The organism is Nocardioides albidus (assembly GCF_006335005.1).
In the GTDB taxonomy this organism is placed as follows: domain Bacteria; phylum Actinomycetota; class Actinomycetes; order Propionibacteriales; family Nocardioidaceae; genus Nocardioides; species Nocardioides albidus.
Map to the genome: position 1 here is coordinate 1 of NZ_VDMP01000008.1, position 15,499 is coordinate 15,499.

Sequence of the window (15,499 nt, forward strand, 5' to 3'; positions counted from 1 at the left end):
CGCGCCGACCTCAGCGCCAGCACGTACAGAGCGTCGAAGGGGAGGGCGGCCTCCGCCTCCGGGCGGGTCACAGCCCCATGTCCTTGGCGATGATCGTCTTCATGATCTCCGAGGTGCCGCCGTAGATCCGGTTGACCCGGTTGTCGGCGTACAGCCGGGCGATGGGGTACTCGTTCATGAAGCCGTAGCCGCCGTGGAGTTGCAGGCAGCGGTCGATCACACGGTGGGCGACCTCGGTGCAGAAGAGCTTGGCGGACGCGGCGTCGGCCGGCGTCAACACGCCACCGTCGAGCGCCTCGAGGGCGCGGTCAGAGACGGCCTCGGCGGCATCGACCTCGGCCTTGCAGGCGGCGAGCGCGAACTTGGTGTTCTGGAACGAGGCCACGGTCTTGCCGAACACGGTGCGCTGCTGGACGTAGTCCCGGGCGAAGCGGACGGCCGCCGCGGCCTGGGCGTAGGCGCCGTGGGCGATGCCCCAGCGCTCGGAGGGCAGGTTGCGGCCGAGGTAGGAGAAGCCCTGGTTCTCCTCGCCGAGCAGGTCCTCGGCGGGTACCCGGACGTCCTCGAAGACCAGCTCGGCGGTGTCCTGCGTCCGCAGGCCGAGCTTGTCGAGCTGGCGGCCGACCGAGAACCCGGGGGAGTGGGCATCCACGGCGAGGAGGGAGATGCCGAAGCGGCGGTCGTTCTCGGTGGCCGGGCTCGTGCGGCAGGCGACGATGACCCGGTCGGCGTGGACGCCGCCGGTGATGAAGGTCTTGGCTCCGTTGAGGACGTAGTGGTCGCCGTCGAGCTTGGCGCTGGTCCGCATGCCCGCCAGGTCGGAGCCGGTGCCGGGCTCGGTCATGGCGAGGGCCCACATCTCCTCACCGGTCACGAAGTTGGGGAGGTAGCGCTTCTTCTGCTCCTCGGTCGCCAGCATCTTGAGATAAGGGAGCGCCAGCAGGACATGCACGCCGGACCCGCCGAACGTGACCGCGGCACGCGCGGCCTCCTCGTACTGCACGGCGTAGAACTTGTGGGAGTCGATCCCGGCCCCGCCGTACTCCTCGGGGACGGAGATCCCGAACAGGCCGAGGTCGGCGAGCTTCGTATAGAGCTCCCGCGGGACCATGCCGGCCTGGAACCACTCGTCGTAGTGGGGCAGCACCTCCGCCTCGATGAACGACCTCAGGGTCTGGCGGAAGCTCTCGTGGTCCTCGTCGAACACGCGCCGCTGCATGGCTCTCCTTCGGCTCTCCCCATTGAGGAAATGTGTGCGGGATCACACTGCAACATACGAAGAAGTGTCGCAAGGGTGCGACTGCACCCTGATACGTCCCATCCGCCGCTGACCGGCGAGGTCGGCCCGGTCCACTTCGAGCTCGCCCTCGCGGAGGTGATCGGCGGCGTGGACTCCATGGTCGAATGACCGGGACCGACCCGAGGGCCCTGCCGGCCCGGCTGCGCATTTCCGAGTGTGCGGCGACGTACTTCCGATATCGGCTGTGTCGCCCGTCACATGACAGTAGGGGCATGAAGATCGCCCTCCTCCAGCTGGCCAGTCCGGACGCCGAGTCCGTCGAGGCCCGCCTCGCCCGCGTGGACCGCACGGTCCTCGCCGAGCGGGCGGTGCGGGACGCGGACCTGCTCGTCCTGCCGGAGATGTGGACGGCCGGCTACTTCTCCTTCGAGGAGTACGCCGAGCGCGCCGAGCCGTTCGAGGGCCCGACCCTCGCGGCCGCCCGCACCTGGGCCACCACGCTCCGGCTCTTCGTCCACCTCGGCAGCTTCGTCGAGGTCGACGGCGACGGCCGACTCCACAACACCTCCGTGGTCGTCGGCCCGGACGGCAGTGTCGTGGCGCGCTACCGCAAGGTCCACCTGTTCGGCTACGGCTCGCGGGAGTCCGAGCTGCTGACCGCCGGCGAGGAGCTGGGCCTGGGTCCGGTCGCCGGACCGACGACCGGCATCACCACTTGCTACGACCTGCGCTTCCCGGAGCTCTTCCGCAGCCTCGTCGACGCGGGCGCCGAGCAGCTCGTCGTCTGCGCCGCCTGGCCCGCCGCCCGCCTCGAGCACTGGCGCCTCTTCACGAGCGTCCGCGCCGTCGAGCAGCAGGTCAACCTGATCGCCTGCAACGCGGTCGGGGAGCAGCAGGGCGTCGCCCTCGGCGGGCACAGCCGGGTCGTCGCCCCGACCGGCGAGGTGCTGGTCGAGGCCGGCGACGACGAGGGCTTCACGTACGCCGACGTCGACCCCCACCTGCCGCGCCGGTTCCGCGCCGAGTTCCCCGCGCTCGCCGACCGCCGTTGGCCCACGAGCAGCCCCACCACCCCCACGAGCACCCTCACGAAGGAGTACGCATGAGCACCACCAGCACGGGTCTCCGGCTCGCCACCGTCGACGGTGCCGCGGTCGACATCGCCCCCACCCACCTGGTGGTGGCCGGCTACACCGGACGCGACCAGGAGGCGGTCCGCCACCACATCGAGGAGCTCGCCGCCATCGGCGTCCCCGAGCCCGACTCGATCCCCGCCTTCTACCCGCTCGAGGTCGACCGGCTGACCACGGACGCCGCGATCGAGGTGAGCGGCTCCGCCACCTCCGGAGAGGTCGAGCCGGTCCTGATCCGGGCCAACGGCACCTACTACCTGACCGTCGGGTCGGACCACCCCGATCGCGAGATGGAGACCGTCGGCATCCAGCTCTCCAAGGCCGCCTGCCCCAAGCCGATCGCCTCGACGGTCATCGAGCTCGGCGACCCGCCCGCCCTCGTCGACTGGGACTCCATCGTGGTCCGCAGCTGGGTCGACGGCGAGCTCTACCAGGAGGGGCCGCTGTCCTCGATGCTCCCGATCACCCAGGTCCTCGCCGAGTGGGACCAGATCAGCGGCAGCAAGGACGTCGCCCTCGTCCTCTTCGGCGGCACCCGGCCGCTGCTCGACGGCACCTTCCGCTACGGCCGCGACTGGCGGATGCAGCTCGAGGTCCCCGGCCGACCCTCCATCGAACTCACCTACACCGTCTCTGTGAGGAGCAACTGATGCGTACCAGCACCGACTACCTGAAGTCCCTGTCCGACGGCCGGACCGTCATCGTCGACGGCCAGCCCGTCGACGACGTCGCCAGCCACCCGGCGTTCGCGCCCATCGCGCGCACCGTCGGCGAGCTCTTCGACCTCGCCGCCGACCCGGCCAACGGCATGCAGGTGACCGACGAGGTCACCGGCAACCCCGTCAACCGCATGTACCTCGCGCCCCGCAGCGCCGAGGACCTCGCCGCCTGGCGCGCCTCGGCGCAGGTCTGGGCCGACCACACCAACGGCTGGGTGGGCCGCTCGCCCGACCACGTCGGCGCCTTCGTCGCGGCGTTCTCCGCGCACCCCGAGGCGTTCGCCGAGGAGCGCGACCTGACCGGCAACGTCGCCGCCTTCCAGCGCCGCGTGATCGAGAACGACCTCTACGTCTCCTACGCGATCATCCCGCCGCAGGTCTCCCGCGCCACCACCGCGCACGCCTGGGACGGCGACTTCATCCAGGTCGGCGTCAAGGAGGAGCGCGAGGACGGCATCGTCGTCCGCGGCGCCCAGATGCTCGCCACCGGCGGTGCCGTCGCCGACGAGATCCTGGTCTCCTGCATCAAGCCGCTGACCCCCGAGGACACCGACTTCGCGATCTCGTTCACGGTCCCCGTGGCCGCCGACGGCCTCAAGCTCTACTGCCGCCGCCCCTACGCCACCGGCACGACGAGCGACTTCGACTACCCGCTCTCGTCGCGCTACGACGAGACCGACGCGCTGCTGGTCTTCGACGACGTCTTCATCCCGTGGAAGGACGTCTTCGTCTACAAGGACGTCCCCGGCCTGCGCAAGCAGTTCTTCGAGACCGGCGCGCACATCCTGGGCAACTTCCAGGCGCAGATCCGCTTCGCCACCAAGCTCCGCTTCCTCGCCGGCATCGCCCGCAAGGTCGCCGCGGTCAACGGCGTCGACAAGTTCCCCGGCGTCGTGGAGAAGCTCGGTGAGCTCGCCAGCCTGGTCTCCGTCGTCGAGTCCGCGCTGCACGCCGCGCAGTTCACCGCCGCGGCCGACGAGCAGGGCCTCTTCCGTCCGGGCGCCCAGGCGCTCTACGGCGTGATGGGCATGCAGGCCGAGATCCACCCGCGGGTCATCGGCATCCTGCGCGAGCTGGTCGGCGGCGGCGTCCTCCAGGTGCCCTCGTCGGTCAACGAGCTGGTCAACGCCGACACCGCCGAGGACATGGAGCGCTACGTCTCCAGCCCGGGCATCTCCTCGGAGGAGCGCGTGAAGCTCTTCAAGCTCGCCTGGGACGCCGTCGGCAGCGAGTTCGCCGGCCGCCACCAGAGCTACGAGCTCTTCTACTCCGGCGCCCCCTTCGTGGTGAAGGGCTACGCCTTCCGCAACTACGACTACGAGCGTCCGGTCGCCGCCGTCGAGGAGTTCCTCGCGTCGTACGGCGTCGCCGAGCTCCCCGGCCTCGAGGAGGTCTCCCGATGAGCAAGCCGGAGATCGAGTTCACCCCGGTCACCGACATCGAGTACACCCTTTCACCCGGCGACAACCCGCTCATCAAGGAGCGGATCCTCGCCACCGACCCGGTCGGCGGCGTCGCCACCCGGATCCTGCGCTACGAGCCGGGCGCGGACTCCACCGCGCTGGGCGTGCAGAGGCACGACTTCTGGGAGGAGGTCTACATCATCGAGGGCTCCTTCCACGACCTCACCCTGGACCAGACCTTCGTGGCCGGCCAGTTCGCCTGCCGCCCGCCCGGGATGCCGCACGGTCCCTGGCGCACCGACGAGGGCGTGACCACCTACGAGGTGCGCTACCACGCGCGCGCCGAGGCCTGACGAGGAGATGTCGACCATGACCGCTCCGCTCGTCGACCCGATGGTCATGCGCCAGACGATGGGTCGCTTCGCCACCGGCGTCGCGGTGATCACGACCGAGGACGCCAGCGGCCCGCACGGCATGACCGTGAACTCGCTGACCTCGGTCTCGCTCGACCCGCCGCTGCTGCTGGTCTGCTTCAACCACGGGGCGCGCACGGCCGAGGCGGCCGTGTCGTCGGGGCGGTTCGTCGTCAACATCCTGTCCAAGCGCCAGCAGGCGATCGCCCTGCGCTTCGCGGCCCGGGGTGAGGACCACTTCGCCGGGCTCGACCTCGAGTACGCCGGGCACCGGGTGCCCGTCGTACCGCAGGCGCTCGCGCACCTCGAGTGCGACGTGGACCGGGTCGTCGAGGCCGGCGACCACACGATCGTGTTCGGCGCCGTGCTCTCCGCCAGCATGCGCGACGGCGAGCCGCTGGGCTTCTTCGGCGGCAAGTTCAGCGACATCCAGCAGCACGGTCACGAGCCCGAGCACTGGTTCTTCTAGCAAAGTGCCTCGGCCGTTGCGGCAACAACGGCCGAGGCGAGGTCAGCGGACACACACCCCTTCAGGAGAGACCCATGTCCAACGCAACCGTGGAACAACCTAGCAAGCCGTCACCGGACTCCGGCTCCGGCACGGGGCGGCGCGGTCACACCAGCCTGCCCGTCATCGCGGCGTCGAGCCTCGCCGGCACCGCCGTCGAGTGGTACGACTTCTTCCTCTACGGCACCGCCGCGGCGCTGGTGTTCCCGGCGCTGTTCTTCCCCGACTCCGACCCGCTCATGGGCACGGTGCTGGCCTTCGCCACCTATGCCGTGGGCTTCGTGGCGCGGCCGGTCGGCGCGGTCGTGCTCGGCCACTACGGCGACCGCCGCGGCCGGCGGGCGACGCTGATCGCCAGCCTGCTGCTGATGGGCGTGGCCACCTTCCTCATCGCCCTGCTGCCGACGTACGGCGCCATCGGCATCACCGCGCCGATCCTGCTCGTGCTCCTGCGGCTGGTGCAGGGCTTCGCCCTCGGCGGCGAGTGGGGCGGCGCCGTCCTGCTCGTCTCCGAGCACGGCGACTCCAAGCGGCGCGCGTTCTTCGCGTCCTGGCCCAATGTGGGTCCGCCGCTCGGCAACCTGATGGCGGCGGGCGTGCTGGCCCTCCTGGGCGCCACCCTGTCCGACGACGCGTTCCAGTCGTGGGGCTGGCGGATCGCCTTCGCCCTGTCGGCGCTGCTGGTCGTGATCGGCCTCGTGCTGCGGCTCTACGTCACCGAGACCCCGATGTTCGAGGAGGCGCAGAAGAAGGCCGACAGCGCGCCGAAGGGCCTGCCCGCCGGGGTCGTGATCCGCAAGCACTGGCGCATGGTCCTGCTCGGCGCGGCGACCCGCTTCGGTGAGAACGCCGGGTTCTACATCTACTCGCTGCTCGTCATCACCTACGTCACCAAGATGCTCGAGCTCGACAAGTCGGTCGCGCTGACCGCGGTGATGATCGGCCAGGGCGTCGCCGTCGTGGCGATCCCGCTCATCGCGATCCTCGCCGACCGGGTGGGCCGTCGTCCGGTGTACCTGTTCGCCTCGGTCGCCACGATCGTGTGGGCGTTCGTCTTCTTCGCCCTGCTCGACACGAAGAACTCCGGCCTGATCATCGTGGCCGTCGCCGGCGGACTGTTCATCTTCGCCGCCTTCAGCGCCGTGATCGGGGCGTTCTTCTCCGAGCTCTTCCCGACCGAGGTCCGCTACTCCGGCGTCTCGCTGGCCTACAACCTGGCCTCGGTCCTGGCGGGCTCGCTCGCGCCGATCATCGCGATCTGGCTCTACGCGAAGTTCGACACCGGGTTCGCCATCGCCGCCTATCTCGCCGCGATGGGCGTGGTCTCGCTCGTCGCCTCGCTCATCGCGAAGGAGACCCGCGAGACCGACCTCGCGACCGTCGGCCGCGGCTGACGCGACCAGCCTCGGCGCCGGCGTCCCTCAGGGACGTCGGCGCCGACGCGACTCGAGCAGACGCCACAGCGCTGCCCGGCAGACCTCGAGCTCCTCCTTGCCGAGGACGGACTCCCAGTCCCGGTCCAGGGACTCCGCCGCGGTCAGCGCCGTCCGTGCGATGCGGCGCCCGCCGTCGGTGAAGTCGAGCGGCTTGGCCCGCCGGTCGGCCGGATCGAGCGTGCGCTCGAGGTAGCCCCACGACACCAGCTCGTCGATCACCGGCGCGATCGTCTGCTTGGTCGTTCCGAGCCGCTCAGCGATCTCGCTGGCCCGCCGCGGGCCGTCCTCGAGCGTGGCGAACACGCGAAGGTGGGCACCGCGGATCCGCGGATCCTCCTCCGCGACCGCCTCGAGCACCTCGCGGGTGACCACCGCCGCGAGGGCACGCGCGAGCGCGCCGAGCCGGGAGGTCGGCCGGAGCTCCAGAACCGCCAGCGAGTCCGGGACGGCGCGCGGGGAGTTCCTTGACACGCGAGCCAGCGTATTCCTAGGGTTCAGATAGTCAGGGATACCTGACTACTTGTCATCCCTCACCGAGGAGTCGGGTCCAGTGACAGAACCGCGTGAAGTGGTGCTCGGACGTCGTCGATTCGTCCAGGCGGCCGGCCTGCTCGGGTCCCTCGCCGTGGTCGGTGCGCCGCAGCGGGCGGCGGCCGCGGCGGCGCGACCGGAGGCCCTGGGCTCCGGCCAGCGCCTCTACGACGTGGTCCAGCGCTACAGCCGGTGGCCGCACCACCGCACGGGCACGGGCCTCGGCCAGGCGACCACGCGGTTCTTCGAGAACCAGTTGCGCCTGCGCGGCGCCAGGACGGCGCGCTCGTCGTACCCCATCGACCTCTACACCTGGGACGCCCGGGTGAGCGTCGACGGGCGGCCGATCCAGACGCTTCCGGTCTACCACGAGGCGGTCGGCACGGCGAGCACGACGACGCCGTTCATCCGGTCGGTGACCCTGCCGTTCGCCTCGACGGTCACCCCGCTGCAGACGGCGATCAACGCGGCGGCGGCCGCGGGCGCGGAGATCGCGGTCGTCCCCACCTTCGGCAGGTTCCCTGCCGCCAACGGCATCGGCGCGCCCTTCCTGCCCTACGGGCCCTACGCCGACCTCATCGGCGTCAACATGCATCCGGACGGACCCCGATCGGGCGTGCACACCCTCCTCGTCTCGGGGGAGCATGCCGCGGCGCTCGCCAGCGGCAGCGTCTCGGCGAGCGTCTCGGCGAGCATCACGCCCGGTCTCGCCGAGAACGTCCTGGGGTGGTTCGGCCCCGACGCCCCCGACCCGTTCATCATCACCACGCCGCTGTCCGGGTGGTTCAACTGCGCGGGCGAGCGGGGGACCGGCATCGCGATCGCGCTCGACCTCGCGGCCGACCTCGGCCGCGAGGGCGTGCCGGTGTTCGTGCTGGGCACGACGGGCCACGAGTACGAGAACCACGGCGTCGAGCACTTCCTGGACGACCACGCCCTCTCGCCGCGTGCCGTCTTCCACATCGGCGCCTCGGCGGCCGCGGGCTGGACCCACCCGCAGACGGGCGAGCTCGTCCTGTCGCCGACGCGGATCTGGAAGTCGTCGGTCAGCAGCGCCGCTCTCGACAGCGCCATGCAGCAGGGCAGCTTCAGCGCGTGGCCGGACTGGGTGGGCGAGGCGCCGAGGTGGCTGGCCGAGATCGGGGCCTCGCCCCCGCTGCTGTCCACCTCGGGCGCGACGACGCTGTTCCACACTCCCCACGACGTGCCGGAACGAGCGACCTCGCCCGCGCTCCTGGAGACCGCCTACCGCTCGATGCGCGCCGGCGCGCTCGCGCTCCTCTGACGCGGTCGGCCGTCAGCCGGTCAGCCGGTCAGCCGGTCGGAATCGCCGAGCCCAGCTCGGCGGCGACGCCGGTCAGCATCATCCGCAGGCCGCACTCGAAGGCGGCCTCCGCGCGGTGCAGGCCGTCGCGCTGCGAGGAGAGGGCCTCGGCGAGACGGGGCGTCTCGACGCCCTCGGGGATCTCCCACATCACGTCCGGCGCGGCGAGGTCGAGCGCCGAGCCGACCATGAAGCTCTCCACCGCCGTCAGCACCTCCATGGCCCGCGTCACCGGCAGGCCGGCCTCCTCGAGCAGGTGGACCATCCGGTCGTACGCCGCGAGCACGTGCGGCGAGCGGATGGTCGTCGTCGTGAGCAGCGGTACGACGCGCGGGTGCGCGGCGAACACCGCCCGGTAGGAGCGGAAGAAGGCCGGGATCGCGCGGTCCCACGCCGCCTGGTCGAGGATCTCGGTGTCCATCTGCGCGCTGACCTGCTCGCGCAACAGCTCGATGACGCCGGACCTGCCGTCGACGTGGTGATAGAGCGACGAGGCGGTCACCCCCAAGCGTCGTGACAGCTCGGGAACGGTGAAGTCACCGGTCTCGTCGACCAGGTCCATCGCGGCCCGGCCGATCTTGTCGCGGTCGAGCACGGCCTTGCGGGGCCGGCCGACCCGACGCTGGGTGATCTCCGCCACGTCAACCTCTTCCCTTCGGGTGTGATCGCCGTTACTCTACTCCCAATAGAAATCGAAACGGTTTCGATTAAGAGGAGCGCACATGTCCACCACCTCACAGCCGGGCACGGGTCAGGGATCCGAGCACGGCCTCAAGCCCAACGCTCTCGGGACCAGCGACCTCGTCTTCATCGTCGTGTCGGCCGCCGCGCCGCTGATGGTGATGGTCGGCGTCGCCCCGCTCGCCCTGATGATCGGCGGCATCGGCGCCCCGGCGGCGTACGTCTTCGCCGGCGTCGCCCTCGCCGTGTTCGCCGTCGGCTTCACCACGATGTCGCGTCACATCGACAACGCCGGCGCCTTCTACTCCTACATCGCCGTGGGGCTGGGCCGCACCGCGGGCGTGATCGCCGCGCTCGTCGCGCTGGTCTCCTACAACGCTCTCCAGATCGGCGTCTACGGACTCGCCGGCGTCGCCATCCAGGGGACGTTCATGGAGGTCTTCGGCATCGACCAGCCCTGGTGGGTCTACGCGCTCGCCTGCATCGTCATCGTCTGGTACGTCGGCTTCCGCAGCGTCGACTTCGGCGCCAAGTTCCTGGCCGTGCTGCTGACCGCCGAGACCGCCCTGCTGCTGGTGCTCGCCGTCGCGATCGTCGTCCAGGGCGGCAGCAGCGAGGGCCTCGGCCTGGAGTCGTTCGCGCCGAGCAATGTGTTCGTTCAGCCGATGACCGTCATCCTGCCGACCGCCTTCGCCGCCTTCATGGGCTTCGAGGCCACCGTGATCTACCGCCGCGAGACCCGCGACCCGCGGCGCACGATCCCGCGCGCGACCTACCTCGCCGTCGCCGTCCTGGCCGGGACCTATGCGTTCATCGTGTGGAGCATCGTCCAGGCGTTCGGGGCGAAGGGCGCGGTCCAGGCCGCGACCGACAACGGCGTGGGCATGTTCTTCGTCGCCGGGGAGACCTACCTCGGCAGCTGGTTCACCACCGCGATGCACCTGCTCATCGCGACCAGCGTGATCGCGAGCCTGGTGGCCTTCCACAACGCCGTCACCCGCTACTCGCTGGCCATCGCCGACGAGGGCCTGCTCCCGGCCGCGCTCGCGAAGGTGCACCCGCGGACCCGGGCGCCGTACGTCGCCGGGCTGCTGCAGACCGCGCTGGCGCTGGTCATCGTCGGCGGCTTCGCGCTCGCGAAGGCCGACCCGTACACCCAGCTGCTGATCTGGGTGAACACCCCCGGCATCTTCGGCATCCTGCTCCTGCAGGTCGCCGCCGCCGTCTCGGTCGTCGCCTACTTCCGCAAGAACTCCACCGGCGAGGGCGCCTGGCGCACGGTGATCGCGCCGGTGGTCTCCGCGGCGCTCATGGTGTTCGCCATCGTGCTGTCCGCGAAGAACATCTCCTTCCTCACCGGCACGACCGGGCTGGTCAACCAGGTCCTCCTGCTCACCATCCCGGTCACCTGCCTCCTCGGCCTGGGGTGGGCGGTGTGGCTGCGCCGCAACCGCCGCGATGTCTTCGACGCCGTCGCCGCCTCCTGCGACACCGGTGCGGACGAGCGGAGCGATCGTTGAGCGCGGACCTCCTCCTCGTCGGCGCGACGGTCCACACCCTCGACCCGGAGCGGCCGACCGCGCAGGCGGTCGCCGTGCGGGGCGACCGGATCGTCGCGCTGGACGACGACGCGCTCGCCCTGCGCGACCAGCACACCGAGGTCGTCGACCTCGACGGCGCCGTGGTCACCCCCGGCCTCGTCGACGGCCACCTGCACGCGCTGTTCGGCGTCACCGCGTTCACCGGCGTCGACCTCTCGTCGTGCGGCGGCCTGGACGACCTGCGGGCGGCGCTCTCCGGCGCCCCCCGCGGCCGCGACGGCTGGGTGACCGGCTTCGGCCTCGACCACAACGTCTTCGGCGGAGCGCCGATCACCAACGCCGTGCTGGAGGAGGTGCTCCCGGGCGCACCGGTCGTCATCGTGCTCTACGACGGGCACTCCTCGCTGGCCAGCGAGGAGGCGCTGCGCCGCGCCGGGGTCACCGGTCCGCGGGCGTTCGAGCAGCGCGCCGAGATCGTGTGCGACCCGGCCGGCCGGCCCACCGGACTGCTGCTCGAGCACGCCGCGATGGAGACCGTGCGCGACGTCCTCCCGCCGATGGAGGCCGCCGAGCTCCACCAGCGGCTCCTCGGCGTCATGGACGGCATGGCCGCCACCGGCCTGACCCGCGGCGTGATGATGGACGCCGAGGGCGGCGCGCTCGACGTGCTCGCCGCGGTCGAGGACGGCGCCGACCTCCCCGTCCAGCTGCGCGTGATGCCGTGGTGCATGCCCGAGAGCGACCTGGCCGGGCTCGACGCCGTCCAGGACCGGGCCGGCCGCCGCTGGGCGGTCGGCGGCGTCAAGTTCTTCATCGACGGCACCATCGAGGGCGGCACCGCCTGGCTCGGCCACGCGGACTGCCACGGGCAGGGCACCGACGCCTTCTGGCGCGACCCGTCGGCGTACACCCGGGCGGTGCAGCACTTCGCCGCCGCCCGGGTCCAGACGGCCACCCACGCCATCGGCGACGCCGGCGTGCGACACGTCATCGACAGCCTCGCCGGCGTGGACGCCGGGGGTGTCCGGCACCGGGTCGAGCACCTGGAGACCCTCGCGATCGAGGACGTGCGCCGCCTCGTCGACGCCGGGCTGGTCGCCTCCATGCAGCCCTCCCACACCGGCTACGCCCGCGCCGACCTGACCGACGAGTGGTCCGTGCGCCTGGGCGCCGATCGGGCCGCGCGCGCCTGGCCGTGCCGCGACGTGCGCGAGTCCGGCGGCACGCTCGTCCTGGGCTCCGACTGGCCGATCGCGTCGTACGACGCCCGCGAGGTGCTGGCCTTCGCCCAGCTCCGCCGCCGCCCGGGCACCGACGACGGAGCGGTCACGCCGCAGCAGGCGCTGAGCCCGCTCATGGCGCTCGAGGGGATGACCACGCACGCGGCGGCCGCCGACGGGGCGAGCGACCGCGGCCGGGTGGCCGTCGGGCAGCGGGCCGACCTGACGGCGTTCACCGTCGACCCGCTCACGGCCCCGGCCGACGAGCTGGCCGACGCCCCGGTCCGGCTCACCGTCTCGGGCGGGCTGCTCACCCACCGGAAGGACGCATGAGCAGCACCCCGGCGAGCCCGGCCCATCCCGGCAACTGGCAGGACCCCGAGCACGTGGCGTGGTCCTTCCAGCACATCCCCGACCTCTTCCCGGTGGCCACGATCGGCCGGGGGACCGGGCCGGTCGCGCCCCTTGCCCGTGAGGATCGCGACCTCGGCGGACTCTCGGTGCCGTCGGACGACACCGACGCGTGGCTGGTCCTGCACCGCGGCGCCGTCGTCGCCGAGGAGTACGCCGGCACGATGACGCCGGACACCCGGCACCTGCTGATGTCGGTCAGCAAGTCCGTCGTCGGCCTGGTCGCGGGGATCCTCGCCGGCAGCGGCCGGCTCGACGAGCGGGCCCTCGTGACGTCGTACCTCCCCGACCTGGCGGGCTCCGGCTGGGACGGCGCCACCGTGCGCGACCTGCTCGACATGCGGGTCGGCATCCACTTCTCGGAGGACTATCTCGAGCCCACCTCGCAGGTGCGCCGGCTCGACGAGGCGGTGGGCTGGGCCGAGCGCGGGCCGCGGTCGCCGGCGAACCTGCGCGCCTTCCTCGCCGAGCTGCGCGGCGACCGCCCGCACGCCGGGCCGTTCGCCTACAGCAGTGCGATCACCGACGCGCTCGGGCTGGTCTGCGAGGCGGCCGGAGGTGCGCCCTTCCCGGACCTGGCCTCCGACCTGCTGTGGTCGAGGATCGGCGCCGAGCACGACGCGATCGTCTCCGTCGATCCCGTCGGCACGAGCATGTTCGACGGCGGCGTCTGCGCGACCGCGCGGGACCTCGCGCGGTTCGGCGCCCTCGTCGCCCGCGGCGGACGGTCGCTGACCGGCGAGCGGGTCGTGGCCGAGGAGTGGATCGACGACCTCTTCCGAGGGGGAGGCGACTCGGCGGCGGCGTTCGCCGCTGCCGACCACGACCACGGCCTGCCCGGCGGCAGCTACCGCGGCCAGTTCTGGTCGCCTGCAGCGGGTGGAGACGTCGTCCTCTGCCTGGGCATCCACGGCCAGATGGTCTACGTCGACCGGGCCCGTGACTTCGTCGGCGTGAAGCTGGGCAGCTGGCCGGTGCCGGTCGACGAGGAGCGGGGGCCCGCGGATCTGGCCGCCTTCGGCGCTCTCGCCGAGCGGCTCGCGGGGAGCTGACCGCTGCCCGAAGCCGGACTGCGAGGATGCGCACCATGACTGCGACGATCGCGTTCCTCGGCTGCGGCGAGATGAGCGAGGCCATCATGGCGGGCCTCCTCGACTCGGGGATCCCGGCCGACCGGGTCCTGGCGACGGTCCGCAGCCCGGAGCGCGCGGCCCTGCTGGCGCGGCGGTACGCCGTGAGCCTGGCCGCGAGCGCGGAGGACTCCGACGCCAACGCTCGCGCGGCTGCGCGGGCGGACGTCGTCGTCCTCGGTGTGAAGCCCGACCAGATCCGCGGCGTGGCCGAGGAGATCGCGGTGTCGCTGCGGCCGGACACGGTCGTGGTGAGCGTCGCCGGGGCGATCCCGCTGAGCACCATCGAAGGCGCGCTGCCGGCGGGCCAGCCGGTGGTGCGTGCCATGCCGAACACCCCGGTCCGGGCGGGCTTCGGGGTCACCGCCGTCGTCGGTGGCGCGCACGCGTCCGGCGAGACGCTGCAGCGGGTGAGCGCCCTGTTCGCCACGGTCGGCCTCGTCGTCGAGGTGGGCGAGGACCAGATCGACGCCGTCGGGACGGTGAGCGGGTCGGGGCCGGCGTACGTCTTCTACCTGGCCGAGGCGATGGCCGAGGCGGGGAAGCGGCTCGGCCTGCCCGCCGACCTCGCCCGCACGCTCGCCACCCACACGGTCGCCGGCGCCGGCAGGCTGTTGGACGGCGACGCCGACCCGGCGGCCCTGCGGCGCGCTGTCTGCAGCCCGAACGGATCCACGGAGCGGGCCATCGCGGCCTTCGAGGAGCGCGGGTTGCGCGGGGTGGTCGCTGCCGGTGCGGCCGCCGCCGAGGCGCGCGCGAAGGAGATCACCCGTCAGTTGGCCGGCGACTCCGCACGCCCAGAAGGTGACCGCTGAGGTAGCCCGCAATGCCTGCGGCCACCGTGGTCGTGAGGCGGATCGCGACGGGCAGGACGATGCCCTTCGGGCGGTGCTCCTGCGCACGGACCGACGCCATCGCGCGGGTCCAGTACTCGACGGCCGGGTCGCCGCGATCGTGCGCGCGTGTCGTCGCCGTGGGAGCAAGCGAGGTCTTCATGCGCGCGTCAGTACCCGACGATCCGGGGTCGAGACGCCCCCCGTGACGAGGACGACCGGGCGGGACGTGCTCACCTGATCCGGCTCCGCATCAGCCGCTGCAGGCCGAGGATCGAGTAGTCGAGGACCATCGACATGATGCCCATGGCGAGCAGGACGGCGAAGGACTCGGCGACCTGGAAGTTGTTGGTGGTGACGACCAGGCGCTGGCCGAGACCCTCGTAGGCGCCGACCATCTCGGAGACGACCGCACCGAGGACGGAGTAGACGGCGCCGAGGCGCAGCGCGCCCACAATGGTGGGCAGCGCGTGCGGCAGCTCGACCTTGAAGAACCGCTGGCGGGCATTCATCGACATCGACTGGGTGAGCAGCTGGACGTCGTGGTCGATGCTCTTGAGGGCGGCCATGGTCGTGGTCATCAGGAGGAAGAACACGACGCTCGCGGCGACGAGTGCCTTCGGCGTGAAGCCGAGACCGAACCAGAGGATGAAGATCGGCGCCAGCGCGGGGCGCGGGAGGCTGTTCATCAGGGTGAGGTACGGCGCCGCCGCGCGGTCGAGCACCTCGGAGCGGGAGAACACCAGCCCGGCCAGGATGCCGGCGACGCCACCGGCGAGCAGGCCGGCCATCGCGCCGCTGAAGGTTGCGCGCAGGTCGACCCAGAAGACCGAGTCCGTCAGCTGGCTTCGGAAGGCGTCCAAGACCTCGTGGGGGGTGGAGATGAGGAGCGGGTCGACCCATCCACGCGTCGTCGCCTGTTGCCAGAGCAGGTAGATCGCCGCGAGGAAGCCGACGCGGAGGACCCAGACGAGGG

Annotated in this window: 15 protein-coding genes; 11 read left to right on the plus strand and 4 right to left on the minus strand. The window is 71.8% G+C overall.

The features are described 5' to 3' along the window. Nucleotides 1-67 precede the first annotated feature (67 nt). A complete protein-coding gene (locus tag FHP29_RS00240; protein ID WP_139620871.1) occupies nucleotides 68-1,219 on the minus strand; it encodes an acyl-CoA dehydrogenase family protein in 1,152 nt (383 codons plus the stop codon). Between the two features lie 293 nt (nucleotides 1,220-1,512). Between FHP29_RS00240 and FHP29_RS00245 the strand changes: the two genes are divergently transcribed. The 6 genes from FHP29_RS00245 (at nucleotide 1,513) to FHP29_RS00270 (ending at nucleotide 6,810) form a co-directional block, all read left to right on the plus strand. Further along, nucleotides 1,513-2,346: a carbon-nitrogen family hydrolase gene (locus FHP29_RS00245; protein ID WP_139620872.1), complete on the plus strand. Its 834-nt coding sequence runs from the start codon at nucleotides 1,513-1,515 to the stop codon at nucleotides 2,344-2,346. Then, the gene (locus FHP29_RS00250) at nucleotides 2,343-3,023 is read left to right on the plus strand and encodes a DUF2848 family protein (protein WP_139620873.1); all 681 of its coding nucleotides are present in this window, start codon (nucleotides 2,343-2,345) and stop codon (nucleotides 3,021-3,023) included. The genes FHP29_RS00245 and FHP29_RS00250 overlap by 4 nt, the downstream gene beginning before the upstream one ends. Beyond that, entirely contained in the window at nucleotides 3,023-4,495 is a 1,473-nt protein-coding gene (locus tag FHP29_RS00255) for a 4-hydroxyphenylacetate 3-hydroxylase family protein (protein ID WP_139620874.1), read from the plus strand. The genes FHP29_RS00250 and FHP29_RS00255 overlap by 1 nt, the downstream gene beginning before the upstream one ends. Beyond that, nucleotides 4,492-4,848: a cupin domain-containing protein gene (locus FHP29_RS00260; protein WP_139620875.1), complete on the plus strand. Its 357-nt coding sequence runs from the start codon at nucleotides 4,492-4,494 to the stop codon at nucleotides 4,846-4,848. The genes FHP29_RS00255 and FHP29_RS00260 overlap by 4 nt, the downstream gene beginning before the upstream one ends. 16 nt (nucleotides 4,849-4,864) lie before the next feature. Continuing rightward, a complete protein-coding gene (locus FHP29_RS00265; RefSeq protein ID WP_240044210.1) occupies nucleotides 4,865-5,377 on the plus strand; it encodes a flavin reductase family protein in 513 nt (170 codons plus the stop codon). A 74-nt stretch (nucleotides 5,378-5,451) separates the two neighbouring features. Further along, complete coding sequence (locus FHP29_RS00270; protein ID WP_139620877.1) at nucleotides 5,452-6,810, plus strand: MFS transporter; 1,359 nt, start codon at nucleotides 5,452-5,454, stop codon at nucleotides 6,808-6,810. Nucleotides 6,811-6,837: 27 nt separating this feature from the next. On the opposite strand, the gene FHP29_RS00275 is transcribed toward FHP29_RS00270, so the two are convergent. Next, complete coding sequence (locus FHP29_RS00275) at nucleotides 6,838-7,323, minus strand: MarR family winged helix-turn-helix transcriptional regulator (protein ID WP_158296427.1); 486 nt, start codon at nucleotides 7,321-7,323, stop codon at nucleotides 6,838-6,840. Between the two features lie 79 nt (nucleotides 7,324-7,402). Here FHP29_RS00275 and FHP29_RS00280 point away from each other — a divergent pair, with 79 nt between their 5' ends. Then, nucleotides 7,403-8,668, plus strand: coding sequence for a hypothetical protein (locus tag FHP29_RS00280; protein ID WP_139620879.1), 1,266 nt, complete (start codon nucleotides 7,403-7,405; stop codon nucleotides 8,666-8,668). 28 nt (nucleotides 8,669-8,696) lie between these two features. On the opposite strand, the gene FHP29_RS00285 is transcribed toward FHP29_RS00280, so the two are convergent. Further along, a complete protein-coding gene (locus FHP29_RS00285; RefSeq protein WP_205013749.1) occupies nucleotides 8,697-9,347 on the minus strand; it encodes a TetR/AcrR family transcriptional regulator in 651 nt (216 codons plus the stop codon). 82 nt (nucleotides 9,348-9,429) lie between these two features. Between FHP29_RS00285 and FHP29_RS00290 the strand changes: the two genes are divergently transcribed. The 4 genes from FHP29_RS00290 to proC are packed head-to-tail and all read left to right on the plus strand — an operon-like array spanning nucleotide 9,430 to nucleotide 14,505. Beyond that, on the plus strand, nucleotides 9,430-10,908 hold the full coding sequence (locus tag FHP29_RS00290; protein WP_139620880.1) for an APC family permease: 1,479 nt from the start codon (nucleotides 9,430-9,432) through the stop codon (nucleotides 10,906-10,908). After that, nucleotides 10,905-12,482 (plus strand): amidohydrolase, encoded by a 1,578-nt coding sequence (locus FHP29_RS00295; RefSeq protein ID WP_139620881.1) that lies wholly within the window; start codon nucleotides 10,905-10,907, stop codon nucleotides 12,480-12,482. Before FHP29_RS00290 ends, FHP29_RS00295 begins: the two co-directional genes overlap by 4 nt. Further along, nucleotides 12,479-13,612: a serine hydrolase domain-containing protein gene (locus FHP29_RS00300; RefSeq protein ID WP_139620882.1), complete on the plus strand. Its 1,134-nt coding sequence runs from the start codon at nucleotides 12,479-12,481 to the stop codon at nucleotides 13,610-13,612. The genes FHP29_RS00295 and FHP29_RS00300 overlap by 4 nt, the downstream gene beginning before the upstream one ends. 35 nt (nucleotides 13,613-13,647) lie before the next feature. Continuing rightward, on the plus strand, nucleotides 13,648-14,505 hold the full coding sequence (gene proC, locus FHP29_RS00305; RefSeq protein ID WP_139620883.1) for a pyrroline-5-carboxylate reductase: 858 nt from the start codon (nucleotides 13,648-13,650) through the stop codon (nucleotides 14,503-14,505). A gap of 251 nt (nucleotides 14,506-14,756) precedes the next feature. Here the strand turns inward: proC and FHP29_RS00310 are convergent. Next, a partial coding sequence (locus tag FHP29_RS00310) for an ABC transporter permease (RefSeq protein ID WP_158296428.1) occupies nucleotides 14,757-15,499 on the minus strand: 743 nt, incomplete at its 5' end.

Bases quoted from the DNA above. Each gene is read 5' to 3' on its own strand.
- FHP29_RS00270 (WP_139620877.1), top strand. From the start codon at position 5,452: ATGTCCAACGCAACCGTGGAACAACCTAGCAAGCCGTCACCGGACTCC.
- FHP29_RS00255 (WP_139620874.1), top strand. From the start codon at position 3,023: ATGCGTACCAGCACCGACTACCTGAAGTCCCTGTCCGACGGCCGGACC.
- FHP29_RS00260 (WP_139620875.1), top strand. From the start codon at position 4,492: ATGAGCAAGCCGGAGATCGAGTTCACCCCGGTCACCGACATCGAGTAC.
- FHP29_RS00245 (WP_139620872.1), top strand. From the start codon at position 1,513: ATGAAGATCGCCCTCCTCCAGCTGGCCAGTCCGGACGCCGAGTCCGTC.
- FHP29_RS00290 (WP_139620880.1), top strand. From the start codon at position 9,430: ATGTCCACCACCTCACAGCCGGGCACGGGTCAGGGATCCGAGCACGGC.
- FHP29_RS00250 (WP_139620873.1), top strand. From the start codon at position 2,343: ATGAGCACCACCAGCACGGGTCTCCGGCTCGCCACCGTCGACGGTGCC.
- FHP29_RS00300 (WP_139620882.1), top strand. From the start codon at position 12,479: ATGAGCAGCACCCCGGCGAGCCCGGCCCATCCCGGCAACTGGCAGGAC.
- FHP29_RS00240 (WP_139620871.1), bottom strand. From the start codon at position 1,219: ATGCAGCGGCGCGTGTTCGACGAGGACCACGAGAGCTTCCGCCAGACC.
- FHP29_RS00265 (WP_240044210.1), top strand. From the start codon at position 4,865: ATGACCGCTCCGCTCGTCGACCCGATGGTCATGCGCCAGACGATGGGT.
- proC (WP_139620883.1), top strand. From the start codon at position 13,648: ATGACTGCGACGATCGCGTTCCTCGGCTGCGGCGAGATGAGCGAGGCC.